The sequence below is a fragment of the Neolewinella aurantiaca genome (assembly GCF_008014675.1).
GTDB lineage: Bacteria > Bacteroidota > Bacteroidia > Chitinophagales > Saprospiraceae > Neolewinella > Neolewinella aurantiaca.
Window position 1 is genome coordinate 24096 of sequence record NZ_VOXD01000005.1, and the last position, 25681, is coordinate 49776.

Annotated in this window: 20 protein-coding genes; 10 read left to right on the plus strand and 10 right to left on the minus strand. The window is 52.7% G+C overall.

The annotated features are described in order from the left end of the window. Positions 1 to 12: 12 nt before the first annotated feature. The 4 genes from FUA23_RS04500 (at position 13) to FUA23_RS04515 (ending at position 3972) form a co-directional block, all read left to right on the plus strand. Complete coding sequence (locus tag FUA23_RS04500) at positions 13 to 1170, plus strand: acyl-CoA dehydrogenase family protein (RefSeq protein ID WP_147929534.1); 1158 nt, start codon at positions 13 to 15, stop codon at positions 1168 to 1170. Between the two features lie 129 nt (positions 1171 to 1299). Further along, positions 1300 to 2232: a UbiA family prenyltransferase gene (locus tag FUA23_RS04505; RefSeq protein ID WP_147929535.1), complete on the plus strand. Its 933-nt coding sequence runs from the start codon at positions 1300 to 1302 to the stop codon at positions 2230 to 2232. A 54-nt stretch (positions 2233 to 2286) separates the two neighbouring features. Further along, entirely contained in the window at positions 2287 to 2859 is a 573-nt protein-coding gene (locus FUA23_RS04510; protein WP_147929536.1) for an acyltransferase, read from the plus strand. Between the two features lie 45 nt (positions 2860 to 2904). Further along, complete coding sequence (locus tag FUA23_RS04515; RefSeq protein ID WP_406603406.1) at positions 2905 to 3972, plus strand: Gfo/Idh/MocA family protein; 1068 nt, start codon at positions 2905 to 2907, stop codon at positions 3970 to 3972. Between the two features lie 81 nt (positions 3973 to 4053). On the opposite strand, the gene FUA23_RS04520 is transcribed toward FUA23_RS04515, so the two are convergent. Continuing rightward, positions 4054 to 5181: an aminotransferase class I/II-fold pyridoxal phosphate-dependent enzyme gene (locus FUA23_RS04520; RefSeq protein ID WP_147929538.1), complete on the minus strand. Its 1128-nt coding sequence runs from the start codon at positions 5179 to 5181 to the stop codon at positions 4054 to 4056. A gap of 80 nt (positions 5182 to 5261) precedes the next feature. Next, a complete protein-coding gene (locus tag FUA23_RS04525) occupies positions 5262 to 5966 on the minus strand; it encodes an RluA family pseudouridine synthase (protein WP_147929539.1) in 705 nt (234 codons plus the stop codon). A gap of 107 nt (positions 5967 to 6073) precedes the next feature. Between FUA23_RS04525 and FUA23_RS04530 the strand changes: the two genes are divergently transcribed. Continuing rightward, complete coding sequence (locus tag FUA23_RS04530) at positions 6074 to 6970, plus strand: 1,4-dihydroxy-6-naphthoate synthase (protein ID WP_147929540.1); 897 nt, start codon at positions 6074 to 6076, stop codon at positions 6968 to 6970. Here FUA23_RS04530 and FUA23_RS04535 read toward each other — a convergent pair whose 3' ends face one another. The 6 genes from FUA23_RS04535 to mdh all read right to left on the minus strand — a co-directional run bounded on the left by FUA23_RS04535 (position 6971) and on the right by mdh (position 11680). Beyond that, a complete protein-coding gene (locus FUA23_RS04535) occupies positions 6971 to 7594 on the minus strand; it encodes a hypothetical protein (protein WP_147929541.1) in 624 nt (207 codons plus the stop codon). Positions 7595 to 7793: 199 nt separating this feature from the next. Then, positions 7794 to 8279, minus strand: a complete 486-nt coding sequence (locus tag FUA23_RS04540) for a DUF1573 domain-containing protein (protein WP_147929542.1) — start codon at positions 8277 to 8279, stop codon at positions 7794 to 7796. Positions 8280 to 8514: 235 nt separating this feature from the next. Further along, the gene (locus FUA23_RS04545; protein ID WP_147929543.1) at positions 8515 to 9051 is read right to left on the minus strand and encodes a PH domain-containing protein; all 537 of its coding nucleotides are present in this window, start codon (positions 9049 to 9051) and stop codon (positions 8515 to 8517) included. A 343-nt stretch (positions 9052 to 9394) separates the two neighbouring features. Further along, the gene (folE, locus tag FUA23_RS04550; RefSeq protein ID WP_147929544.1) at positions 9395 to 9991 is read right to left on the minus strand and encodes a GTP cyclohydrolase I FolE; all 597 of its coding nucleotides are present in this window, start codon (positions 9989 to 9991) and stop codon (positions 9395 to 9397) included. A 3-nt stretch (positions 9992 to 9994) separates the two neighbouring features. Next, a complete protein-coding gene (locus FUA23_RS04555) occupies positions 9995 to 10423 on the minus strand; it encodes a 6-pyruvoyl trahydropterin synthase family protein (RefSeq protein ID WP_147929545.1) in 429 nt (142 codons plus the stop codon). 324 nt (positions 10424 to 10747) lie between these two features. Then, complete coding sequence (gene mdh, locus FUA23_RS04560; protein ID WP_147929546.1) at positions 10748 to 11680, minus strand: malate dehydrogenase; 933 nt, start codon at positions 11678 to 11680, stop codon at positions 10748 to 10750. 203 nt (positions 11681 to 11883) lie between these two features. Here mdh and FUA23_RS04565 point away from each other — a divergent pair, with 203 nt between their 5' ends. The 3 genes from FUA23_RS04565 to FUA23_RS04575 all read left to right on the plus strand — a co-directional run bounded on the left by FUA23_RS04565 (position 11884) and on the right by FUA23_RS04575 (position 15307). Continuing rightward, positions 11884 to 13404, plus strand: a complete 1521-nt coding sequence (locus FUA23_RS04565) for a zinc-dependent metalloprotease (protein WP_147929547.1) — start codon at positions 11884 to 11886, stop codon at positions 13402 to 13404. A gap of 279 nt (positions 13405 to 13683) precedes the next feature. Beyond that, positions 13684 to 14988 (plus strand): DEAD/DEAH box helicase, encoded by a 1305-nt coding sequence (locus FUA23_RS04570; protein ID WP_147929548.1) that lies wholly within the window; start codon positions 13684 to 13686, stop codon positions 14986 to 14988. A gap of 76 nt (positions 14989 to 15064) precedes the next feature. Continuing rightward, positions 15065 to 15307: a VF530 family protein gene (locus tag FUA23_RS04575; RefSeq protein ID WP_147929549.1), complete on the plus strand. Its 243-nt coding sequence runs from the start codon at positions 15065 to 15067 to the stop codon at positions 15305 to 15307. A 62-nt stretch (positions 15308 to 15369) separates the two neighbouring features. On the opposite strand, the gene FUA23_RS04580 is transcribed toward FUA23_RS04575, so the two are convergent. After that, complete coding sequence (locus FUA23_RS04580; protein ID WP_147929550.1) at positions 15370 to 17334, minus strand: serine hydrolase domain-containing protein; 1965 nt, start codon at positions 17332 to 17334, stop codon at positions 15370 to 15372. A gap of 450 nt (positions 17335 to 17784) precedes the next feature. On the opposite strand from FUA23_RS04580, the gene FUA23_RS04585 reads away from it, so the two are divergent. Continuing rightward, positions 17785 to 19101 carry a DNA recombination protein RmuC gene (locus tag FUA23_RS04585; RefSeq protein WP_147929551.1) on the plus strand — a complete coding sequence of 439 codons (1317 nt, stop codon included), beginning with the start codon at positions 17785 to 17787 and terminating at the stop codon, positions 19099 to 19101. A gap of 87 nt (positions 19102 to 19188) precedes the next feature. Here the strand turns inward: FUA23_RS04585 and FUA23_RS04590 are convergent, their stop codons facing one another. Beyond that, entirely contained in the window at positions 19189 to 24447 is a 5259-nt protein-coding gene (locus FUA23_RS04590; protein ID WP_147929552.1) for a T9SS type B sorting domain-containing protein, read from the minus strand. A 475-nt stretch (positions 24448 to 24922) separates the two neighbouring features. Here FUA23_RS04590 and FUA23_RS04595 point away from each other — a divergent pair, with 475 nt between their 5' ends. Then, positions 24923 to 25639: an SDR family oxidoreductase gene (locus tag FUA23_RS04595; protein WP_147929553.1), complete on the plus strand. Its 717-nt coding sequence runs from the start codon at positions 24923 to 24925 to the stop codon at positions 25637 to 25639. The last annotated feature ends 42 nt before the right edge of the window (positions 25640 to 25681 follow it).

Below are 25681 nucleotides of genomic sequence, written 5' to 3' on the forward strand. Positions count from 1 at the left end.
ACAAATAAACTTATGGTAACCACCGTTTCTCCAACGCCCAACGAAGAACAAATGGCGATGATTCGCCAAAGTGCCCGCGATTTTGCGGAATCCCGTATTCGTCCTAACGTGATGGATTGGGATGAGCGCGAGCACTTCCCCCGTGAGCTCTTCACCGAAATGGGCGACTACGGCTTCATGGGCGTCCTTGTTCCCGAAGAGTACGGCGGCACCGGCCTCGGCTACGCAGAGTACATCACGATCATTGATGAAATTTCGCAGGTGTGCGGTTCTATCGGTCTGAGCGTTGCTGCTCACAACTCTCTTTGCACCAACCACATTCTGACTTTCGGAAGCGAGGAGCAGAAGAAGAAGTACCTGCCCAAACTCGCCACCGGCGAGCACGTAGGTGCCTGGGGGCTGACCGAGCCGAACACCGGCTCAGACGCCGGCCGGATGCGCACCGTAGCCGAAAAACAGGAGGACGGCAGCTACATCCTCAACGGAGCTAAAAACTTCATCACTCACGGCCTGAGCGGAGAAGTTGCCGTTGTCATCGTTCGTACCGGAGAGCTACTCGACAGCCACGGGATGACCGCTTTCATCGTTGAACGTGGAGACAAAGGATTCCGTGGCGGCAAAAAAGAGACCAAACTTGGCATGCGTGCCAGTGAAACCGCCGAATTGATCTTCGAAGACTGCCACCTGCCCGCCGACCGTATTCTGGGAGAAGTGGGTGAAGGGTTCATCCAATCCATGAAAATCCTCGACGGTGGCCGTATCAGTATTGCTGCCCTTAGCCTGGGTATCGCCCGCGGTGCCTTCAACGCAGCGTTGGCTTACAGCAAGGAGCGCGAACAGTTTGGCAAAGCCATCAGCCGTTTCCAGGCGATAAGCTTCAAACTTGCCGATATGGCTACCGAACTGGAAGCCAGTGAGCTACTGATCCGTGAGGCAGGCCGCCTCAAGGACGCGCACCTGCCGGTTACCAAAGTATCCGCAATGGCAAAGCTGTTTGCCAGTGAAGTAGCGGTACGTTGCGCAAATGAAGGTGTCCAGATATTCGGAGGGTATGGCTTCACCAAAGAATTTCCTGCCGAAAAATTCTACCGCGACTGTAAGCTCCTCACCATTGGTGAAGGGACTTCTGAAATCCAGAAGTTAGTGATCAGCAGAGCTTTGCTGAAGTAATTCTAAAGACGGCAAGAGTTACCGGGGCAGCTGAAATAGCGCTATTTGCCACAGAATTAATAACCCCTGTCTCCGTAACTCTTGCCACTTTTGCAACTCTTGTTTCAACTCTTTGTATCTTGCCGCGGTATGTCAAGCTATCCGGTTTTAGATGTTTTAAAGGTTTTGCGGTTTCCCAATCTCGTTGTGGTTGCCGCTACCCAGCTATTGGTATTTTACCGTGTCCTTCTTCCTGCATTTCAGCAGGAAGGTATCGCCACCGTACTTTCCCCCTGGAAGCTTTTTGAAATGATCACCATAACTCTGCTAATCACAGCATCGGGTTATCTCATCAATGATTTACAAGACGAAACCACCGACGGCATTAACCGGCCGGGTGCAAACCCGGTAGCCAGGCTCGGGCGTCCTACCGTAATGTGGTTCTACGGGGTTTCTATTTTGGTTGCTTTCATGATCAGCCAACTCCTCGCCTACCGCCTCGGTGAGCTTCATCTTCTATGGATATTCCCCTTAGCTGTAGGGATGTTGTCTATCTACAGTATAGGAATGAAACGAGTGCCCGTTCTGGGGAACTTACTTGTTGCCGCTTATTGTGCCGGTGTACCGGGCATCCTTTTACTTACCGAACGCGCTGGCATGCGCCAGCTGATTTCCGTTAACCCTGAATCAGGGATGAACGCACTCAGGGTATCTGTACTTTTCATGGTCTTCGCCTTCGTTGCGACGCTCCTGCGCGAACTGGTTAAGGACCTCGAAGATATTCGTGGTGACAGGGAAGTCGGGCGACGTACCATCCCGGTTATGTGGGGCGTTTCTCTCAGCCGTAAGCTCGGCATTCTTCTGGGCCTGATGGTTATTGGCGCCATCCTGTGCCCTATTTTCCTTGGCTGGCCAGCTTTTCTGGCGCCACCGATGCTGGGATGTATTATCGTACTTATCATCGGCTTACTGTACATTCTTTTCCAACTATCCAGAGCACAGGACGCTCCTGATTATCACCGCCTCAGCGTTCAACTTAAGTTCTTCCTCTTGGGCGGACTAGGGTTACTGGCTTTTTTCTAGCTCCTTCCACCGGGCCTCCAAACCAATATTTAAAAGGCCTCAGGCCATCTGAATATGTCCTACTACGTCCACGAAACAGCAATAGTTGATCAGGGAGCTATAATCGGATCAGGCTCTAAAATATGGCATTTCTGCCACCTGATGCCGGGTTGTGAAATTGGCGAAGATTGTTCTTTGGGCCAAAATGTTTTCGTTGCTCAGCAAGTGAAGCTGGGGCGAAACTGCAAGGTTCAGAATAATGTGAGTCTCTACTCCGGCGTTACGTGCGGCGACGATGTATTTATTGGTCCTTCGGCCGTATTCACGAACGTAATCAACCCGCGCTCGGCTGTAAACCGTAAAAGTGAGTACTTACCTACCCGGCTGGACAAAGGAGTAACCATTGGAGCCAATGCGGTCATCGTCTGTGGCACCCACCTCGCTCAGTACGCTTTCGTTGGTGCCGGGAGCGTTGTCACCAAAGATGTTCCCGCCTACGCGCTCGTTGTCGGGAACCCTGCACGCCAGACAGGATGGATGAGTGCTGCCGGAGGAAAGCTCAGTTTCTCTCCCGACGGTAAAGCCTCCTGCCCCGAAACGGGAGAAATGTATCTGCTTGCCGATGATCAGGTGCTGCCCTTAAACTAACCCGTATTCATACCATCATTCTTAGCCCGCTAATCTGAACCTGCTATCGGACCATCAAATACAACCATCTCTTTTGCGGTCATCGGCCTTGGTCATATTGGCCGGAGACACGCATTACTCATCGATGCACAACCATCCGCCCGCCTGGTGGCCATCTGCGACCCCCTGCCTGAAAATAAGCTTAACCGCCCCGACGAACTGAGTAGTGTTCCCTTATTCAAAGATATGGCTGCTTTATTATCTTCAGATGTAGCGTTCGATGTAGCTTGCATCTGCACGCCTAACGGACTCCACGCCGGGCAGGCCATCGAGTGCTTGAAAGCTGGCAAGCACGTGGTGGTAGAGAAACCTCTGGCCCTCAATATCCGAGATTGCCTTGCCATCATCGAAGCTGCTCAAAATGCCAACAAGCATGTCTTTGGTGTAATGCAAAACCGCTACAGCCCAGCTTCCGATTGGCTCAAACAACAACTTGACGACGGCCGACTGGGGAAGATTCTCCAGGTTCACCTCAACTGTTTCTGGAACCGGGATCATCGCTATTACACCTCTCCCCCCGACGGAAAGCCGCACCCCTGGCACGGCGACGAAGCTCTGGACGGAGGAGTCCTCTTCACTCAATTCGCCCATTTCATTGATCTCCTTTGCTGGTGCTTCGGTGATGTTTCAGTGCAATCCGCCCGCTTTGCAAACCAAAAACACGAAAATATTCATGCGTTCCCCGATTCCGGCGTTGTCCATTTCTCCCTTGGCGATCAAACCCTTGGCAGCCTCAATTTCAGCACTGCTATCTGGGACCGGAACTTCGAGTCTACCCTAACGGTCATCTCCGAAAAAGGAACCGTAAAGCTTGGTGGCCAGTACATGAACGAAGTGAAATACTGTCACGTCGAAGGGCTCGAATTCCCCGAGCTTCCACCAAGTAGCCCCGCCAACAATTACGGCCCCTACACCGGTTCTGCCGCCAATCATCACTTCGTAATCGACAACGTGGTCGACGTACTGAACAACAAAGCCACTGTAGCAACACCCGCCACCGAGGGCCTCGCCGTCGTGCAAGTCATTCAGGATATTTACGCACTGGGCGCAAACGCAGGTGCAGTGAACGGTTAGGAGAACAGCGTTGTAGCCGATGCAACGCCTAACTTAAGTAAAGAGGAAACTCGCCGCCCCCCTTCCCTCTGCTCATGAGCCCTAACCAAATCCTCGTAAAGTATTTACCAGCTTATTAACCTCTTCCGTACTGTTGAATGCGTGCAGGCAAATCCTCAACCGCTCACTACCTTCCGGTACCGTCGGAGAGCGTATTCCTTTCACTAATAAGCCTGCTTTCCGGCAAGCGGCCTCGGCAAGCATCACCTCTTCGTTTCCGGGAAAACCGACTACCTGAATCGGTCCTTCGTTGGGGGGCAGACGATCTGCCATCCCAGTACTCAGCATACCTTCCCGAAACTGTCTGATTATTCGCTGGAGGTCAGACAGTCGTTCTTTGTGCAAAACAGCAAGCTTATTATAAGCGTCCGCCACCCCACGCCATTGGGAGGGCGCCGGCCCGGTGGTATAAATAAACGGTCGGCAGGTATTGATGAGGTACTCCCGCAAACTCTGTGTACCCAAAACGACTGCACCGTGGGCTCCAAATGCCTTACCGAAGGTGATTATAGTAGCGAACACCTCGCTTTGCAGTCCCAAAGCAGCCACTAGTCCTCGTCCTTCCGGGCCATCCAATCCTCCGGAATGGGCTTCGTCGACAATTAAGTGCGCACCGTACGCCTTACACAGGCTGGCCATCTCCGCCAACGGAGCCACGTCTCCGTCCATACTGAAGCGACCTTCGGTCAGTACGAACAATTGTCCGTTGTTTTTCCCTTGCTTGAGCGTGTGCGCAAGGGTTTCTTCCAGATCGTTATGAGGGAACCTCTTCCCTCTAGCGAAACCCAACCGGATACCGTCGCGACAACTCGCATGGATCAGCTCATCGTAAAGGATGGTATCCCCGCGCTTTAAAAGCGCGGAGAAAAGACCAAGGTTGGTCGTGTACCCAGCATTGAACATCAAGGCTGCAGGATACCCATGAAAGGCTGCGATGCTGCGCTCCAAGGCGTTGTACGAATCATCGTCTCCGGAGATGGACCGGGAGCCGGTCGCACCGGACCATACCGGATCTACCCAAACACCTTCATCCCCACGCTGCACCTGCGACCGCGCCAGGCCTAAATAATCGTTAGACCAAAAATCGATTCCGGTTACCGTTCCTGCCAGCGAGCGGAAGTTGCCCGCCGCTCGGATAGCATCCAGCCGGTCGTCAAGAAAGTTATCCATTTGGTCAGTTTTGCCGGGCTTCCTACCCAAAACAGCAAGTTACGACAGCTTACCCAAAGGTGCTTTTTGAATCTATCTGACTACCATTCTTCCATCTCGTGGAACAATCCCCATATCTGGTCTTCGCGCGGCACCTGAGCGGTAATCTTGACCTGTTCTTTCTTCACCGGGTGCAAAAACTCAAGGGAGCGGGCGTGCAGATTAATGTTCGTATCCTCGTTACGCAGGCGGGAGCCATACTTGATGTCACCCCGGATCGGGGTTTTTAACTGGTCAGCCAGCTGAACCCGGATTTGATGCGGGCGTCCTGTATCGAGCTTGATCGAGAGCAGCACATTAGTGCCAATACGCCCGAGCAGTTTATAGCTCAGTTTTGCCAGCTTTGCGCCTTTGTGGCGGTTGGAGTCGGCTTTGGGAACAATCTTGCTTCTGTTTTTGTCCGTGTCCTTATATATGTATCCCTTCAGTTCACCTTCAATCGGGTTGGGCTGATCGGTCGTTATGGCCCAGTAAGTCTTGGTGATTTTCCGGTTTTTGAACAGTTCGTTCATCCGGGTAAGCGCCTTGCTGGTACGCGCAAAAAGAATGACGCCACTAACCGGACGGTCGAGCCGGTGAACCTGGCCCAGGTATACCTCTCCCGGCTTATCGTAGCGGTGTTTGATATAGCTTTTGGCCCAATCCATTACAGTATTATCGCCGGTAGCATCGCCCTGGCTTAACACGCCGGCGGGTTTATTGATGGCAATTAGGTGATTGTCTTCGTAGAGTACCTGAAAATTCATTTTGGATCTTTAGTTCTTCGGATCTTTGATAAGGAGACAAAGATCGCTTTATTTCAACCAGTAAGTCTCAGACTGGTTCTATTAGCTCAAACTTTAGTCTCTTCCTGATGCATCTTACTCTCGGTTTCTCGCCCTGCCCCAACGATACTTTCATTTTTGACGCGTTAGTCCATAACCGTATCGATACCGAAGGCCTTTCCTTCGGGGTGCATTTGGGGGATGTAGAAGAGCTCAACCGGTTGGCTTTTGCGGGAGAACTGGACATAACAAAGCTCAGCTACCACGCTTTTGGCCATCTGACAAATACCTACAACCTGCTGAATTCGGGCAGTGCGCTGGGCCGGGGAGTCGGGCCGCTGTTGGTTACAAAAGACAAGGAACTGGCGGAGCGTTTCCGGGCGCGGACGCAGGTGCAGGGAAAGGACGAAAAAAGCAACGTACTTGCTTCAGGAGATCCGGTCGCGATTCCGGGAAAATACACTACCGCAAATTACCTGCTCGGCCTGGCCCAACCGCACCTCACCAATAAACAGGAAGTGTTGTTTTCAGACATCGAAGGACGGGTATTGTCCGGTGAATTCACCGCCGGGTTGCTGATCCACGAAAACCGTTTCACTTACCACGAGCGCGGCCTGCATAAACTTATGGACCTCGGCGAATACTGGGAATCGGCCACCGGATACGCAATCCCTTTGGGTGGCATCGTTGTCAGAAAATCCCTCCCCGACGAAGTACAGCGCACCTTTGATCGCGTCCTTGCCCGCTCGGTTCGGTATGCTTTCGATCATCCTGCGGCCTCCGCTGACTACGTTGCCGCCCACGCCCAGGAAATGGACGCCGAGGTTAGGCGTAAGCACATTGCCCTTTACGTAAATCAGTATTCACTCGATCTTGGTCCCGCAGGCCTTGCGGCAGTAAAAGGTTTCATCGAACAGGGTCGGGAGCGGGGCGTCATCCCCGCCGGACGAAAAGATTACATCGTCGGGTTTTCTCCCAAACAGTAATCAGGTGCCGAAAATTTTGTTCTGCGCCTGCTCATCAGCCATCATCCGGTACACTTCGTGCCCCCGTTTATAGAACTGCTCAATCTGGGCACTGGGGATCAGCGTTCCTTTACGGTAAAACAAGAGGTAAAAGCCCAGGCCTTCCATCGACCACCCTTTATTCATCGTAAAGTAATTCAACACTTCGTCCGTGAAATGGTGACGGATGTACTCTTCGTCCTCGCCCGTCAACCGGTAATGACCGGAAAACTTAGGAAACCGCACGAAGTCGATGTCCGTAAAGCCTACCAGTTCTCCCAACTTATGAACGATCGTTTCTGGCTGCAGCCATAGTTCGGGCAATCCCAGCTTAGCACTTTGCAGGAAAAATACGGTCTGATGTACGCGGTTATCCTTTGCGGAGCTTCCCCACATCTGGAAACTGTAATCGAAAATGGAGATGTCGAACTCCATCAGCCCGTCCTGCTTGCGCATTACACGCTCGATGGTTTTCTTTCTTCCTCCGCTGAACAGCCGAAAATCCTGCAGTTGCTGAAGGATGCCGTAATCGTCCTCTGCGTGAAATTCGAAGCCAAGTTTATGGGCCAATTCGGCCATGTTTCGTTCTCTGTAGGGATGAACCATTGTTAAATCTTTAGCGGGGAGAATGTTGAGTTACTGCCCGGGACGGGCGATCGGTGCACAGCGTCGTCAAGGTAATCTTAATGCCGGTGGTGTACAAATTTCTCAACAGCTTCCGGAACGGAAGCACCCAAAACTAAAATGCTCCTCATCCGCCGGGCGAATGAGGAGCATTTCAGCTAAAAGAGAATCAGGTTCCGGTTTATTTACCGCCACCGTTGTTGAAGATTCCCTGCTCGCTGGCAGGAACTGCAGCTGGCTCAGCTGGTTTTGGCTCAACCTTGCCTTTGATGGTGAGGATGATGGGGTCTTCGCCTACGTTGGTAGTCAGGGTAACGCGTTTGCGGAACTGACCGAGGCGGTGAGTGTCGTAACGTACCTTAACTTCGCTCTCCGCACCTGCTTCGATGGGAGCTTTGCTGTAGCTGGGTACAGTACAACCGCAGGAACCACGGGCGTTGGTGATCAGGAGCGCCTCAGAGCCTGTGTTCTTGAACTTGAAGATGCGGAAAGGATCAGAGTCCTGCTCAATGGTACCGTAATCGATTTCGAGGGTTTCGAAGGTCATCTGCGGTCCGTCGGCAACTGTCTGGTCGACAGTCTCGGTGGCAGGAGCTGCGCTTTCCTGTGCCTGCATAGCTACAGTAAAGCCGCATGCGAGTACGAGAAGGAGGAGAATGCGTTTCATGTGGGAGTTATTATTTGAGTTACAAATATAAAAACAATACCGGAGGGTCCGGTTTAATGAGGTGTTAACGAAAGACGGTTATCCCGAAGTGAGGTTTTTAAATCCCCGGCTCCAGTGTTGAGATGTCCAACGTTCCGTCGTTATAACGGATTTGAGACGGAGAAAGGTTGGTTTGGGTACACAGAATCATGTTAAGACTATGCAAAAGTTGGAAGGGAGGTGACTTAAAGCAGTACTAACCTGGCAGTTTGTTCTTTCTCAGCGTTTTGAGTTTTAACATTCTGAGTTCGTCCGCTAGCTCGTCCTCATCGGCAGATTGCAACCAGTTTTCCAGCCATGCGGCCAGTTTATCTGGCTGTCGGGTTCCGATCAGTAATCGTTCGCCGTCTTTCATTTCCAGTTGCAAGCCCATATTCCCCTGCATATTAAAGGCCTTGCCCGCCGGACCGATCCGGTATCCCCAACCTCCGAATTCACGCAAAGGAGAATACTTACGGACGCGCACATTTTTGATCTCGGACCGGAAAATCCGCCGTCGACCGAAGGGCCAGAATTTCACCTCGATTCCATCTTCGTTTATGACCGTCCGCAGCTCAATCGTTGCAAGTAAGATCATAACCAATGCCATTGAAAGTGGGCCTACTACCGATGCCATTAAATCTGCCCCGTTGCTCCAAGCATTGAAACCCGTGATCGCAAGGGCCACGAAAATAACAAGGTTTAGCAGCCACAACCACCACTGGTTGAATTTCTGCGATTCGCGATATTCCATAGTCGTCCGGTCCGTTTGCTCGAAATTTACGACTTTATTGGTGGGGAGACATCTGGCACGTTGCTGAGGTGTGTATCACGAGATGCACTACTATCACGAACTTGCCGCTTGTCACGTCTCCCCTCTCCCGAGGAGAGGGGCCGGGGGAGAGGGAGATTCCGTGCATCTCGTGATACACACGTTGCTGAGTGGGTACAACAAAATGCACAACGAAAACGTACGGGACTGGCCTCTACGCTACAAGAAACGGACCTCCGCTCCTAAGTAATACCGTTCAAGAAAGGTTGTTTGCGCAATTTGTTACACAACAGTCGTGATTGCTATCCGGAAGGCTTTGGTATAATTAGCCCAGGTCTGAGGTGATCAGCTTGAGGAACTCATTACGTGTGCGTTCCGCCTTGAAAGCGCCGGTAAAGGCCGAAGTGGTGGTAACCGAAGTCTGCTTTTGTACGCCCCGCATCATCATACACATGTGGCGGGCTTCGATGACAACCGCTACACCGAGGGGATTGAGGGTTTTATGGATGGCCTGTAGCACCTGATCGGTAAGCCGCTCCTGCACCTGGAACCGACGCGCAAAAACATCGATCACCCGGGGAATCTTACTCAGGCCAACGATGTAACCATCGGGGATATAAGCTACGTGTGCTTTACCGAAAAACGGCAAAAGGTGGTGCTCACAGAGGCTGTAGAGTTCGATGTTTTTAACGATCACCATTTCTGAATAATCCTCGGCAAACATAGCCGACCGGAGGATAGCCTCGGCGTCCTGCTCGTAGCCCTGGGTAAGGAACTGCATGGCCTTGGCTGCTCGTTCGGGCGTTTTGATCAATCCCTCCCGATCTTTATCCTCTCCTACCCCATCGATGATGTTAGCGAAGTTGTCGGATAGTTTCTCCGTGATTGCGTCGTCGTAATTCAGTTGCTGGCTAAAAGGCATAGCTTATTTTCTTCCGTTAGGGCCGAAGTACTCGGCGTAAATGTTTTCTGTTTCCCGTAATTTGATGGAATACAGAGTGGCTCCCCCTGCGTTAACCCGCTCTTCGATCCGGTTCCAGAAAAGAATCAGCAAGTTCTCGGTCGTAGGCTGAATGGATTTGGGAACCCACTCAACATCGAGGTTGAAGTTACGATGATCGACTTCATCGACTATTTCTTCTTTCATGATCGTAGACAGCAGCTTGGCGTCCATAACAAACCCCGTATTGGGGTCGGGATTACCTGCAACAGTTACAAACAGTTCATAGTTGTGGCCGTGCCAGTTAGGGTTAGAACATTTTCCAAAAACAGCACGGTTTTGCTCGTCACTCCAATCAGCGATGTGCAGTTTGTGTGCGGCATTGAAAGTTTCCCGACGGGTGAGGTAGAGCATTGTTTTTCAGTTTGGGGCGCAAAGATAAAGTTTTCAGCGGTCATGGCAGCAGAAGCAACCGAAAAGGGAGTATTACAAGATGCACTACAATCACGAATTTGCTGCCTGTCACGTCTCCCATCTCCCGAGAAAGCCGCGCAGAGAGAGAGGGGAATCCGTGCATTTGGCGTTATACACACCGGAAACCGAAGGTTGGTTCCCTGCTCGTCTACCTTGCCCTGCACCTGCGGCCGCGCCAGATACCTGAACGTTGTTTCAAAAAACAACGAAGCCTCACCGAAAATCGGCGAGGCTTCATCATTTGTTTATCCGGAGATGAAACGTTTAGACGTTCATGCCTTTGTATACTTCGAGAACACCACGAACAGCATCGGCAGATTTGTTCATATCGGCCATTTCCTCTTCGTTGAGGTTAAGTTCGAGCAGTTCGTTGATACCTTCTTTGCCCAGTTTCACCGGTACGCCGAGGAAGATACCTTCCTGACCGTACTCGCCTTCCAGCAGCGCACAACAAGGGAAGATTCGCTTCTCGTCGCGAACGATAGCAGCCACCATCTGAGCCGCTGCGGCACCAGGAGCGTACCATGCAGAGGTTCCCATCAGTTTAACGAGTTCTCCACCACCTTTCTTAGTGCGCTCAACAATCGCATCGAGCTCCTCTTTGCTGATCAGGTCGGTCACTGGGATTCCGGAAACGGTCGTGTAGCGGGGCAGTGGAACCATCGTGTCACCGTGGCCACCGAGCAGCATTGCCTGAATATCCTTGCCGGATACGTCGAGCGCCATGCTCAGGAATGCACGGTAACGGGCGGTATCCAGAATACCGGCCATGCCGAATACACGGTTTTTGGGAAGGCCGGAAGCTTTGTACGCTGCGTAGGTCATCACGTCCAGAGGGTTGGAAACGACGATGATGATAGGGTTCTTGCTGTGCTCCATGATGGAGCGGGTTACCATAGTAACGATCTTGGCGTTGGTGCTGATCAGGTCGTCGCGGCTCATCCCCGGCTTGCGTGGGATACCGGCTGTGATTACTACGATGTCGGAGTCTGCAGTGTCAGCGTAGTCGTCAGTTCCACGGAGTTGGGTACTGAAGTGATCAACGCTGGCCTGCTGGTAGCTGTCAAGTGCTTTGCCTTTGGCAAAGTCCCCTTTGATATCAAGGATCACTACTTCGCGGACAAGGTCTTTGTGGGCCAGAACGTTGGCTACGGTGGCACCTACATTTCCGGCGCCGACTACGGTTACTTTACTCATGGATTCAAAAATTTAATTTACTTGTTTTTTATTGTGGGGGTAACGCCCTGAAAATGGGGTTAGTTGGCTACTCCATCTTTAGCTTACCCTAAAAACCGTGCAAAAGTATAGAAAAACAGCCGGACTGCATGAAATGCCGTGGGCAAGACGGTTGACCAAACATCGTTTCCTTACTTTTGGGCTTTATAACTATCATCTTCGCTATGAAATCAATCAGATTCCTTTTTGCTGTGCTACTGCCAGCCTTGTTTCTTACCAGTGCTCTGCAGGCACAATCCGCTGATGGGCAATGGTGCGGCTACACCGGCAAATCCGAATGGCTTTCTAAATACCAGGCCGGCGAGTATTCTGCCGTCAACAAGTCTGATGAAATCCTATATGTTCCCGCTCGTTTCATCCTTCTCGGAGAGAATGACGGCAGTGGCTACATCGACCCCGTCAAATTGCTGCGCTCCTTCGAGTTGCTGAACAGCGATTACGAAGACATGAATATCCAGTTCTACATCAAAGAAGTTGACTACCTGAACCGTGGCAACTACTACGACCACTCCACTGCATCAATTGGCGGGCAGATGATGAGCCTGCACAACAACAGTGGTGTCATCAACAATTACATTGTGGGCAACCCTGCCGGCAACTGTGGTTACTACCTCTCTAGTGCCGACGGTATCGCACTCGGCATCAATTGCCTCGGTGCATCAGACCGTACCTGGAGCCACGAAATGGGACACCTCTTCACCCTTCCCCATACCTTTTACGGCTGGGAGAGTGTAGGATCAATTGACGAAATCGAGCTGACAGAGCGGGCTCCCGCAACCGTAAGCTACCGTGGTTCTAACGTCCCCGTAGAACGCGTCGATGGCAGCAACTGTGAAGATGCAGCTGATGGATTTTGCGATACTTCCCCTGATTATCTGATGCAGCGCTGGGCTTGTAACGGCGTACAGGAATACCAGGACAGCCTCACCGATCCGGACTCTATCCGTTTTGCAGTGCCGGCCACCAACATTATGTCTTACGCACTCGATGGTTGTATCGAAGGTTTCTCCGAAGAGCAGAAAACAGCAATGCAAACCAACCTCGCTGCCCGGCAGATTGCCGACAACAGCGGAGACGGACGCGTTGCCGCCGACGGAGACGAAATGAATCTCTTACTCCCTGAAGATAACGCAACCCTCGAAGTATCCGACTTCGTTGAACTCGTCTGGAACTCTGTGCCAAACGCAGATTACTACATCGTTCAGCTCAACACCAGCACCAACTTCAACGGCGCGGTACTGCAGTCGTTCATCGTTACCGACACCACCGCTATCATCGAAGACGACCTGAGCCCCAACACCCGCTACTACTGGCGCGTTCGGCCTTTCAACCGCTACGTAATCGACAGCGACTTCGGCGACCAGAAATTCCGCTTCAAGAACGGTGAGTTCCCAACCGCTACTATCGATGCCGAGCTCAACGCAGCCATCACAGTTGCTCCTAACCCTGTTTCAGGCGGGCAGGAACTGCGCATCGACGGGCAAGACCTCGGGCAGTCAGGTAACATGACTTACCAACTCATCGACGCTGCCGGCCGGGTGCTTGTTTCCCGCGAAAACGTTAGTGTTACTTCCGCTGGCTTCAACGAACGGATCGAGACAGCGGGAATGCCCGCAGGTGTTTACTTCCTTCGTATCCGCCTCAACGACAAGCTCGTCAGCCGTCGGGTTGTTGTTACTCCCTAAGGCCTGAATTTCAGGTCTCAAGCTTCAGGCCCGCTCCGGACAAAACCGGAGCGGGCCTGTTTTTTTTGCGCAGACGGTACTGCGCGGAAGTTTTCCTTTTTGTGTCCGGCTCAACAGCAGGTTTAGAGCGTGCTGTTACTCCGTAAGCTCCCCGGCCTGAATTTTCCGGGTCCCATCATCTTTATCCGGCGCGGACGCAGGTGCAGTGGCGGGGATGAGAGGCATAATCTGCGTTGGATCAGCAGGAGTACTACTACTTAATATAGTTACCTTCGCCCTATGAAGTCACAAAAGGAAATATTGATCAAGCTGGGCATCCAGTCGCTCAACCAGATGCAACAGGAAGCCCGTAAAGCCATTCTCCACGGAGACGAGATCGTGCTCCTCTCGCCCACCGGAACGGGAAAAACCCTGGCTTTTCTGTTGCCCATAATCAATGAACTAAGCCCCAAGGTGCCTACCGTGCAGGCGCTTATTCTGGTCCCCAGCCGGGAGCTTGCCATCCAGATCGAAGCGGTAATGCGGGAAATGGGTAGTGGCTACCGCGTCGACTCTGTCTATGGCGGACGCCCCGGCTCTAAGGAACGCGAAGACCTCAAAACGCCGCCCGCCATCCTTGTTGGCACTCCCGGCCGGGTAGCCGACCACCTACGGCGCGAAGCATTCTCCGTAAAAACCATCCGTACTCTCGTCCTCGATGAGTTCGACAAATCCCTGGAAACCGGATTCGAGAAGGAAATGAAGCAGATCGTTACCGCTCTCCCCTCTCTGAAGAAAAAAATCCTCACCTCCGCAACCAATGAGGTGGAATTCCCCGACTTCATGGGTCTCAAGGATCCCGTTACAATCGATTACCTCGGTACCCGCAGCAGCCAGCTGCGGATGGTCGACGTACCGGCACCGGAGAAAGACAAACTCATCACCCTCGAAAAAGTCCTGGGACAGACCGGTAGCGGCAGGGGGATCATTTTCTGTAACGTAAAAGGAACCCTGCGCTTCGTAGCCGACTTCCTCGACAGCCGGGGAATCGACTACGCAGTGTTTATGGGCGGACTCGAACAAACAGAGCGGGAGCGCGCCCTGATCAAGTTCCGCAACGGTACCCACCGCCTGCTTTTGTCCACCGACCTCGCAGCGCGTGGTATAGATGTTCCCGAGCTTGACTTCATTATCCATTATCAGATGCCTTCCAAAGAGGCAGAGTTCACCCACCGCAACGGCCGGACCGCAAGGATGCACGCCAACGGAACCGCCTACCTCATGCACTGGGATGGTTACCCACTCCCAGACTACGTCACCGAAACCGAAGACATCGATCTCGACCCCGAACCAGGCAACGTACAGAACAGCAAATGGGCTACGCTCTACGTCTCCGCTGGCCGCAAAGACAAGGTATCCAAGGGTGATATTGCCGGCTTGTTCTTCAAGCAAGGTGGGCTCGAAAAAGGTGAACTCGGGGTAATTGAATTGTTAGCGGATTGTACTTTCGTGAGTGTTCCCCGCGCAAAAACCGAAGGTTTAATTGCCCTGCTCAACAACGGGCGGGTAAAGAAAAGAAAGATCAGGGTCTCCGAACTCGAATAAATCGCAGTTCGTAAATTCCGAACGGATAACTTTCCTTCTGTTTATCGGCTAAACTCTCAATAAAACCAAAACGGTAATGGCAGACGAAACCCCAACACCCCCCGAGCAGCCCAACAATCCGCTTCACGGAGTAAAACTTATCGAAATCCTCGAGTATCTCGAACAGGCTTACGGCTGGGAAGAATTAGGCGAAATGATCAACATCCGCTGCTTTACGCACGACCCCAGCATTAAGTCGAGCCTGAAATTCCTGCGTAAAACACCCTGGGCTCGCGATAAAGTAGAAGCCCTGTTCGTAGCTTCGGTCCGTAAGGAGTAGGTGTTTTTGAAAACCTGCCTTTGCACCTGCGGCCGCGCCCCGATCCGCCGGCTACAAAAGCATTACAGCGCGGGTTCCCAACTGTTCAGGGCCTGGTACACGCCTTTATGCACTTTTCCTCTTATTTGCATTTGCTGAAAGCGCTCGTTTTTCGGGTCAGGGTGCACCCGGTTCGTCAATAAAACGAACACCAGATCATTTTCAGGGTCTGCCCAAACCGACGTCCCCGAAAACCCGAGGTGGCCAAACGTTTCGGGAGAAGCACCGGCGTTGATCACATTTTGCCAGCCACCGGTCAACCGGTCAAAGCCCAGCGCCCGGTAATTGAAGCGGTTTTTCGTCGTGAATAATGAAACCGTTTCGGGAGACAACAACTGCTGGTTTCCGACAGCACCTTCATCGATAAAGAGTTGGAACAAGCGACCAAGGTCGTGAGCATTCGCAAATAAGCCGGCATGACCGGCCACACCTCCCAACAGTGCCGCGCCTTCGTCGTGAACGTAGCCGCGCAGGAGTCCTCCCCTCATCCATGGGTCAGAAACGGTGGGTACCAACTGGTCGGCAGGGAAAGTTTCCGCAGGCCGGAAACCAAGCCGCCCCAGGCCCATGGGCTGGTAGAACTCACGTTCGAGCAATTCGTTCATCGGCTCTCCGGCGATCTGTTCCACCACGAGTTGCAGCAGGTAATAGTTCAGGTCGCTGTATTTGTACACCTGTCGTCGGGTGCGGCCAATTTTCCCCGTTAAGTTTTTTCGAATCATCCCGGGAACATCTGCGCTCAGCCAGCGCCCCGGCCCTACGGGCAGCTTAAAAGCGTCCTGCATCTCCTCTGCCACAAACTGCTTACCAATCAGGCCAGTCAGCGGTATTTCGGATTGCAGGCCGGTATGGTGGGCCAGTAACCGCTCGATCTTATAGCGGCCAATAACCTTCTTTTTCAGTTCAGGCAGGTAATCACGGACTTCGGCGTCCAGCGCAATCCGGCCATCATCGTAAAGCTTCATCACAGCCAGGGTCGTAGCTGCAGCCTTGGTTACCGAAGCGAGGTCGTACAGATCACCGGGGTTGACCGGTTGCTTACGGTACGTATGGTGGCCGTAGGCTTTTTCGTACACAACCTGCCCGTCTTTAAGGACCAGCAATTGCGCACCGGGCATTGCCCGGTAGCGGATTCCGCGGTTGATCTGGTAATCTACGTAATCCATTTTCCGCCGGTCTATACCAAGCTCCTCCGGCAGGCGGAACCCTTTGCGGACGGGCTCCAACCGGTAACCTGTTCCCGCGCGGAAGGCAGGCGTGGTTTGGGCCAGGCGGCCATCGATCAATTCTGCCCCAAAGATAGCCTGCCCCAGAAAGGCCTCGCTCTCTTTGCACCGCAAAGGCGTGTTCAGCACCGACCAGTTCTGGGGCACTCCGGTCACAACATTAGCATCTCCAAAGTGGATCAGGGTAATTCCGTCGCCCTCCAGTTCGTAGAGTGCGTGGTACCAGTCGCTGTTGAAAGCCGACTGTCCTTTGGGGTCGTCAGCCACGATTATTGTCGGTAAATCGAGCCCAACCGGAAGGGCGTAACCGATCACATCATCGAAAGGTACCTCCTGCACGTCGGCAAAGCGGCGGGCCATACCGATGAAGCGGGCCGGCCGCTGGTCTTGTCGGTAAATGACGCGAACGGCGGGAACGTCTTCCAGTGGGAGCTTGCCAACAGGGCTGGTCAGCAGTACCGTTTGCCGCAGCAAACGGCCGTGGCGTTCGAGGTCTCCGGCAGGATCGACGGACTCATAGGGCCAGGAAGTATTGATCGTAAGGGTATCTGCATCGGCGATTTCGTTGAGGAGCAGCCCGGTAGGGCTGGCCCGCAGGCTGTCGAGTTGCTGTGTACTAAGCAGATGCCGGGTTGGCTCGGCAGCATCGTCTCTGAAGAAACTGGCAAACCACTCAAACAGCTCATCGGTCCAGCTCGCAGCATGAACCGGAGTAGAAAAGAGAGACAAGCAGATAAACAGTGAAAAAGAAAGAGTTTTCATTCAGTCTGGGGTAAAATCGGGCACATTCAAAAATACAGAAGGGTGAAATTCAGGTGTGTCGTATCTAACGCCTTTTCTTACAGTCTATTGCATGCCCGGGCGCGGGCGCGGGTGCAAGGAAAGGTTAAAGGAGAAATAACGCCTCCCGTAATGCTTTTGTGCCCAGCAAAGGTAAGCACAGCCCCCAACAGACACACTTTGACACAGCTATTCAAAATCAAGGTGTTATTAATTTGCCGACAAGCCACAAAGAAGACGGCGGCAACTGCGCCATTTGATCCCGGGATCATCAACTCTCTCCGCAAATTATGGACAGACAGGTCAATATTCCGACAAATTGAATTTGCTGACTTCAGAAAAAGGGAAGAATAATGCTCTTCAAGTTAAAACATTCGCTGTATTTTGCATAAATTTTCAACATTTGCACCTTGCAATTAATCTGACTCCTCAATGCACCCACTATACCTTTTGCTGGCCGCCCTGCTTGGTGCTCTGATCTGTTGGCTCATTCTTCAGCTTCGGTTCCGGGGAAGTTATCTTCCGCTTACCGACGTAGAGAAAGATTACATCCGCAGGGAGGTGCACGAACAGGTCCGCAACGAAGCGGACCTTCACTACGAAAACCTGCAGGAGAAGTCCGCCTCCGAAAACCGCCTGAGCAGCGAACTCGCCGTCACCCGGGCTAACCTGCAAAACCTCGAAGAAAAACTCGCCAACAGTAAGGTAGAGATGGAACGTTTGCAGGCGGCCGGCCTTGCTCAGTTCGAGCAAACGGCCAACCGGTTACTTCAGGAGAAAGGAAAGATATTCAGCCACCAAAATGCCGAACAGCTCACCAGTATTCTCAGCCCTTTGCGCGAGCGCATCCAGGGCTTTGAGCAGCAAATTGAACGTCGGTTTCTGGAAGAAACCAAAGATCGTGTCTCTCTGCGTCAGGAGATCAAGCATTTGCAGCAACTCAATGCTCAGATAAGCACCGAAGCCAACAACCTGGCTGGTGCCCTCAGGGGAAACAGTAAAACCCAGGGGGACTGGGGCGAGTGGCAGCTCCTCACCCTGCTCGAAGCCAGCGGCCTCCAGCAAGGGATACATTTCGATGCCCAAAGCAGTTACCGCGACGAAGAAGACAAAATGAAACGGCCCGATTTTGTCATCAACCTGCCTGAAGGTAAGCACCTGATAATTGACTCCAAAGTCTCTCTTACTGCCTACGACCGGTACTGTGCCCTGGACCCCGATGATCCGGAAAGGAAACTTCAGGCTGTTGCCCACCTGCGAAGCCTCAAGAAGCACGTCACCGACCTGTCGGGCAAGAACTACACCCGCTTATATCAGATCAGCAGTCCTGACTACCTCCTCCTTTTTGTACCCATCGAACCTGCTTTTGGCCTCGCACTCGCCACCGACCAGGGAATTTTCCTGGAAGCGCTCGAACGGAACATCGTCATCGTTACCCCATCCACCCTGCTGGCTACATTGCGCACGGTCAGCTTCATCTGGAAGCAGGAAGACCAGAAGAGAAACGTCCTTGAAATCGCTAAACAAAGCGGTTTGTTGTACGATGGCTTTGTTGCCTTCACTGCGGAGCTCAAAGAAGTCGGTAAACAACTGGACCGAGCACAAACCTCTTACGGCAACGCTCTCCGCAAACTGTCGACCGGAGGCAAGTACGGCGCCACCCTCATCGGGCGGGCTGAAAAACTCCGGACGCTCGGCGCAAAGACAAAAAAACGACTGCCTAAAGACCTTCTTTCCGAAGAAGAATAAACCACCATCCCCCAGAGAGCAAAAGCACAAACCTTTTGCTTGCACTTGCCCAGGAAGGTATAACCACCTGAAAACCAATCTTTTTTTCTATCGCATAAGTACGAAGTCGCCCTTTACCAGGCGTTCAGAGCCATCCGCCATTTCAACTACTGCGTAGAATACGTATACAGCAGGTGGTGCCGAATCACCGGCAAACTCTCCGTCCCAGGCATCAATTCCATCATACATAATATTTCCCCAGCGGTTAAATATCTGAAAACTTCGCAGAGCCCGCACGTTGCGCCCCAGGCCGAGCTCGTAGAGATCATTAACACCGTCTCCATTGGGGCTGAAAGCTGTTGGAGCGTACACTGGCAGGCGTTCATCGACTGTAATATTAACCTGATGGGTGAAAAGGCACTGGGCGAGGGTCCGCAGGTGCAAAGTGACGGTAGAAGAACTGAGCGGCGTGGCCCACGTAGCAGATGAGTCGGGATTGGAAAGAAAGTCTGCTGGCGTCCACCAGGCACTATCTTGGTTCAGCAAGCTCCCGTCGAGAAAGAGGCTATCGCCCAAGAAAATCGTAGTGTCGGTTGGTAGATTGAAGTCAGGTGTCGGTGCGTCTTCTACTCTGAAATTCACCGCTACGGAACAATCGTTCGCTCCCTGAAAAACAGCGGTATGGTTCCCGACCGGTACTTCGAAATCCCCTACGTTTTCGATGGGCAGGTAAAATTGACCATCAATGCTTACTTCGTAAAATCCTCCGCCGCCGAAAACAGTGTCGATTTGCAGCCTGCCCGGGGCTCCCGGGCAATCAGGGGAAATCCCCGTCACTCTGGCGGTTAGTGGCTCCAGGTTGGAGAGCGTAACCGAATCGGTAAGTTCGCACCCCAGCGCATCGGTTACGGAAACCTGGTAGGTTCCCGCCAGAAGATTCCAGTTGATGCTGTCCGTCGGTCCGTTGCTCCACCGTACTTCGTACGGAGCAACACCTCCGGTATAACTAACGACAGCACGGCCCAAGGTATCCTGGCAGTAGTCTCCGGGATCAAGTGGCACCTCGGTTGCAATACTCAGGTCGTTAACCTCAACGGAAGAAGACCCTGCTACCTCCCCGGGGCATCCCCCGATTGCAGAGCTGAGCAATTGGTAGCTGGTTGATTCTGTAGGAAACAGTTCTACCCTGCTACCCTGCCGGATATCCGTCAGGTCGGAAATGTTCCCAGCAAGGTCCGTCATCCGGACATTGATGCTCCCCGGGCCATCGTACGTAAAGCGTAGTTCGATCGGTTCGCCAGGGCATATTTCAAAGTCTCCGAAAAGTCTCACTTCTCCGGTTCTCCGGAAGTTTGTACTAACGAAAACAACCGAGTCACAACCAGATGCAGCCATGCCGGGCAACCTGGCCAGGCCGCTGGTGTTCTCGGCGGTAAAGACCCGGTCGGCGTAGTAAATGGTATCTCCCACACAGGCATTCTCGGTGTAACTCCCTATGTACTCGGGCAGTATGTCGAGCCGAATGTACACAACGCTGTCACACAAGCCGGCACGAGGGTACCGCACCTCACCTTCAGGGCGGTTGGCGTCAAAGGTTTCTCCTCCTGTAGTGTAGGGCGTTGCTGGGCAGGCGGGTACGATAACGGTATCCGGCACCATAACCATCTGAAAATCCAGATCGACTTCATAGAGTACACCACAGGTGCTTCCGTCATCGAGAAGGAACGTGTCTGACGGAGTTTGGGGATCAAAAAAGCGCCCACCTATTTCGAGCGGTCCGTTTTCACAAACTACCTCGAAGCGCCGGACAGTATCCGGTTCTGTATACCGTACCGCAAACATTTCGATGATCTGGGCGTCGCAGTAGCGGTCAGTCAATCGCTCCATAGAAATCACTAAGTCCGGGTCGATGAAGTCAGACGGGGAGAGTAACAGTGTGTCAAATTGCTGGTTCGAATTAAACGTACGTGTCAGGGTTGTTCCTGGAGTCGGGGTAAGCGTGTACTCCAGGGTAAAAGGAGCTATCCCCTGCAGTTCGAGGGGAATCCGGACATCCTCACCCGGGCAGGCAGGCAGGTAACGGGGAACTTCCAGTACCAAATCTGCGCGGTTCATGATGTCCGGCACAAAAAAGGAGGTATCCAACGAGCAACCGTTGGCATCTTCGATGGTGACGGCATAATTGCCTTCGGCAATTACCGTTACTTCGGAGGAATCCCCGGTCACACCGGTTTCCCAGGTATAATTATAAGGTTCTGCCCCCCCGGAAAGCATCACCGAAATACCTCCCTGAAAGGAGTCAGAGCAAAAAATAGTATCGATCTCTGCTACGGCCGACAGGTTACAGGGAGAGAGCGGGATGGTGAACGTGCAGGTGTCCGACGTACACCCATTAGCGTCCGTAACCACTGCAGCGTAATCGCCCGGTTCCAGGTCGGGTATCACCTCATCGGGGCCAGTCAGGTTGAGAAAACCTTGTTGGTTCCCATCCCGGACCATAAATATAGCGTACGGTAGTACCCCGCCTCCGAAACTGATTTCGACGCTTCCTCCCTGCGAGCCAACGGCACTGGTAGTGGTCCCACAGCTGATGGTAGGCATTGTACCCTGCGGGACGACGACCATGGCTGTATCCATACAGCCGTTCATGTCCGTAAGCTCAATCGTGTAATTGCCCCCTGGCAAATCTGTCTGGTCTGGTCCTTCGGGGAGAATGCGTCCGGAGGCAAGCTGTGGGTAGTCGATCCAGCGGTACACATAAGGTGCGGTGCCACCACTGGCCAGTACGGAAAGAGAGCCCGTACTGTCTCCTGCGCAGGACGGCGAAGATATTTGCTGATCGGCCGGATCAAGAACAATGGCAGGTCCGGGAGTGGCCGTGATGGGATTGAACGTCCGATCGGTTTCGCAGCCCAACGCATCAATGACGTAGACGGCGTAATCCGGCGCGCCGCCGCCAGCGAGATCGTTAAAGCTGACGGTGCTTCCGGCAGCCTGATCCGTTATCCGGTCCAGTTCCACCATGCTGTTCCAGTCGATCAGTACGATAGAATACGGAGGGCTTCCGCCTCCGTTAACGGTCACATCAAGGCGGGCGTCGTTTTGGCAAGGGGACGCGGATAGATCTCCGCCAACGGTATAATCGATCACACCAGGATCAGTCACGACGATCGGGCCTTCGGTGATACCCGGGCATCCGCTTTGGTCTTCGACCATAACGAAGTAAATACCGGCAGGAAGCGGCCCGGCCTCCTGCATTCCGTCAAAACTCTCTATTCCGTTACCACCGCTCCAGGTAGTGGAAATCGCACCCTGGTTACCAGCAATGGTAAGGCGGATGATGGTATTGTCGGATCCGGAGCAGTCGTTGGCGAATTGTTGTACTTCAACGATCGTGAGCGGACAGGCGACCAAGGCAATCGTTATCGTACATTCTTCAGTTTGCCCGAACATATCCGTTACCGTAACGGTGTAATCGCCGGAAGGAAGATTGGGAATATTGGTGACGCCGTTGGGCCTGTTCGGGAAATTACTGCTGTTCCCGAGGGCATCAGTAACCGTAACCAGGAACGGTGCGTCACCTCCATTGATTTCAACCTGTCCGGAACCAAGTACATCAACATCATTTGAGTTGTTGCGGGTCCGGCAGGATATGGTCAATGGGTTGGGGGGAAGGACCGTGACGGTACATTCCTCGCTGGCACAACCGTTGGCATCCGTTGCGGAAAAAGTGTAGTCTCCCGCGGGGAGGCCGGTAATATTTACCGATGCTCCATTAACCTCCATTGCACCCGCGGCCGCGCCCGTATAGGTAAGCTGGTACGGGCTGCTGCCATCACTGAAGGTGATTTCTACAATGCCATCCGACGTACCCGGCCCTGAAGTCTCCTGCACCAGAGAACACCCGATTGCCAGCGGCTGCCCGTCTGCGACGTCGAAGCTTCTTTCTGTAGCGCAGCTGTACCGGTCGGTGACGGTGAGGTGGTACATTCCTGCCGGAAGGCTGGTGATACTGTCGTCACCATCGTACACGTCCACATCCCAATCGTAACTGAAAGATCCGAAACCTGATGATTCAACATGGATGCTTCCGTCAGACACACCAAAGCAGGATACGGGAGTCACAGTAGGGTTCACGTCTGGCCCCGGGATGAGTTCGAGCGTCACCGGAGCGGGATTTCCGGCACAACCGGCAAGGCCGGCAACGGCGTACACTGTTGTTTCGGGGCTCTGAAAATTTTCGGGGTTGCTGATTTCCTGGGTAGCAGCGGAGTTCGTATACCAGGTGATGGGCGCACCGTTGCCTATTTCAGCGTCTGCGATACGCAAATTGAAGGTTCCAATTCCCGTAGAAAGCGGGTCACAACCACGTACCGGTTCGGCGGGTGAGACGGCCTGCAGTGGATCATCGGAAAAACGAACAATCAGGGAGGCAACCGAGGTGCATAAATCGGCACTATAGATGACCCGGCTGTAAAGGGTGTCCGGTTCGCTTGTTGAGCCTGAGTATTCGGAGATGCGGTTTTGGTTTAGTTCAGCGTCTTCCGGGGAGTGATGAAAGGAAATTACCAGAATATCATCGGGAAAAAGAACTTCAAACTCAGAGACGGGAACGGGGGGATCAACCGTGTCGCCGTAGCCGCAGAGGTAGTGAACGGTATCGAGCGGAGAGCAGGTCGGGGGGATAAACGGGATGTCGCAATCCTGATTACCAGTAACACTTGTACCTACCAGATAGTAAGTTCCGTCGTCGGGGTCCAGCTCTGATGTATTGTACGTAAAAATCCGGGGGCCACAGGGCGACGAGACGAGAATACTCCGAAGAGGATCACCCTGTCCAGGTCCGTTGGCAAATGCTCCGGTCGTACGCTCACAGGCGCTTTGAAGGATGTACACGGGCCTTCCGTCGGTACAAATATTAGCGAAGTCGGTATCATCTACGTCTCCCGTTACGGTGGTTCCCGTCAGGAAGAGGACCACGAAAGCGTTGGCGGGGATCACATCATCGGGCCCCGCCGGGATAGCATCAGGACAACCGGGTAAGGTAGTGATTGTAGGTTCTTTGTAATCACAACCGTAAGGCAGACCGTCGGTATCGTAGCCGAGGTCGCTGTTCTCGGGGCCGAAGCCATTGAAAGGAAGGTCAACACCGATGGTGTTGACGGCTACGGGAACCAGCCCGGTTCGCATGATGATGATTTCGGATTCTACGTCTACCGGCCCTCCGTTAGGATTTGGGTGTTCGATACACGAGTTGATCATTACCAGCTCCGGAGAAATACACTGTGCGTGCATTGACAGAGGTAAACCTGCCAGCAGGATAAGGTAGAAGGAGAGACCGGCAAGCCGGACACGGGCAATAGTCATTCGGAATGGGATGTATGCGGTATGTTGTTCGGGTAATAAATGTAACCTGTAAGATGTCTCCTCTTTAACGTAGCCGGTCCTTTAATTCTTGAGATTATTGCTTGTAAGTTCGTAAGCTACTCACAAGGTAAGGAAAAGACATGAAAAAACCGTCCCCTCCGTAAAGGCAGAAGGGACGGTACTAAACAACACTTGAACACATAGATCTTTCATCACTCGTAAAAGAGTGCATGTACTGGTTTAACGGAGATATACCTTATAGAATTGCTGATGCAATAGAAAGCCAACGCAAAAGAATGAAGTAGGTATAATAGTTGTTCTCAAAATGCTCAAACCACATCCTGAATTTCAGGACGGGGCCAATTTACCATTACAATGATCTTATAAGCAAATATGTTTACTCTCTCAAGCGATATTTATGTAAAAAATACACTAAGTAGTCCAACTAATGACCATTTACCTCCGTTAGCGCAGCATGAAAAATCTCCAAAACATCTCCGCTTTCATTACCGGCGGCACCAAAGGTATTGGCTACAGTGTAGCAGAATCACTCATGACCGAAGGCGCTAATGTTGTCATCACCAGCCGCAGTCAGAAGTCTGCCGAAGCCGCAGCAGAAGAGCTCAACGCAAAGGGGCTTCCCGGAAAAGCACTTGGTGCAGAAGCCGACGTTCGTAACATGGACAGTCAGAAAAAAGCCGTTGCCCTCGGTGTTGAAAAGTTCGGCAAAGTAAACGTAGTAGTAGCCAATGCCGGCGTTGGCCATTTTGCTCCGATTCAGGAACTTACTGCTGAAGAATGGCAGGAAACGATCGACATCAACCTTACCGGCGTCTTCAACTCCGTAAAGGCAGGCCTCGATCAACTTATTGAACACGAAGGCTACCTCCTCACGATTGCCAGCCTTGCCGGCACTAACTTCTTCGCCAAAGGTTCAGCTTACAATGCCTCCAAGTTCGGCTTAGTCGGTTTCACGCAGGCCGTCATGCTCGACGTACGCAGCCAGGGTGTTAAAGTATCCACGATCATGCCGGGCAGTGTGGCTACTCACTTCAACGGTCATACACCGAATGAAAAAGACGCCTGGAAAATTCAGCCCGAAGACATTGGCCAAATGGTGGTTGACCTGCTGAAGATGCCGGCACGAACCTTACCAAGCAAAGTAGAGGTTCGGCCTTCTTTTCCTGGCTAGGAAGAACGAGTCTGCTCAATTAATTTACCGGAGCACTACCGG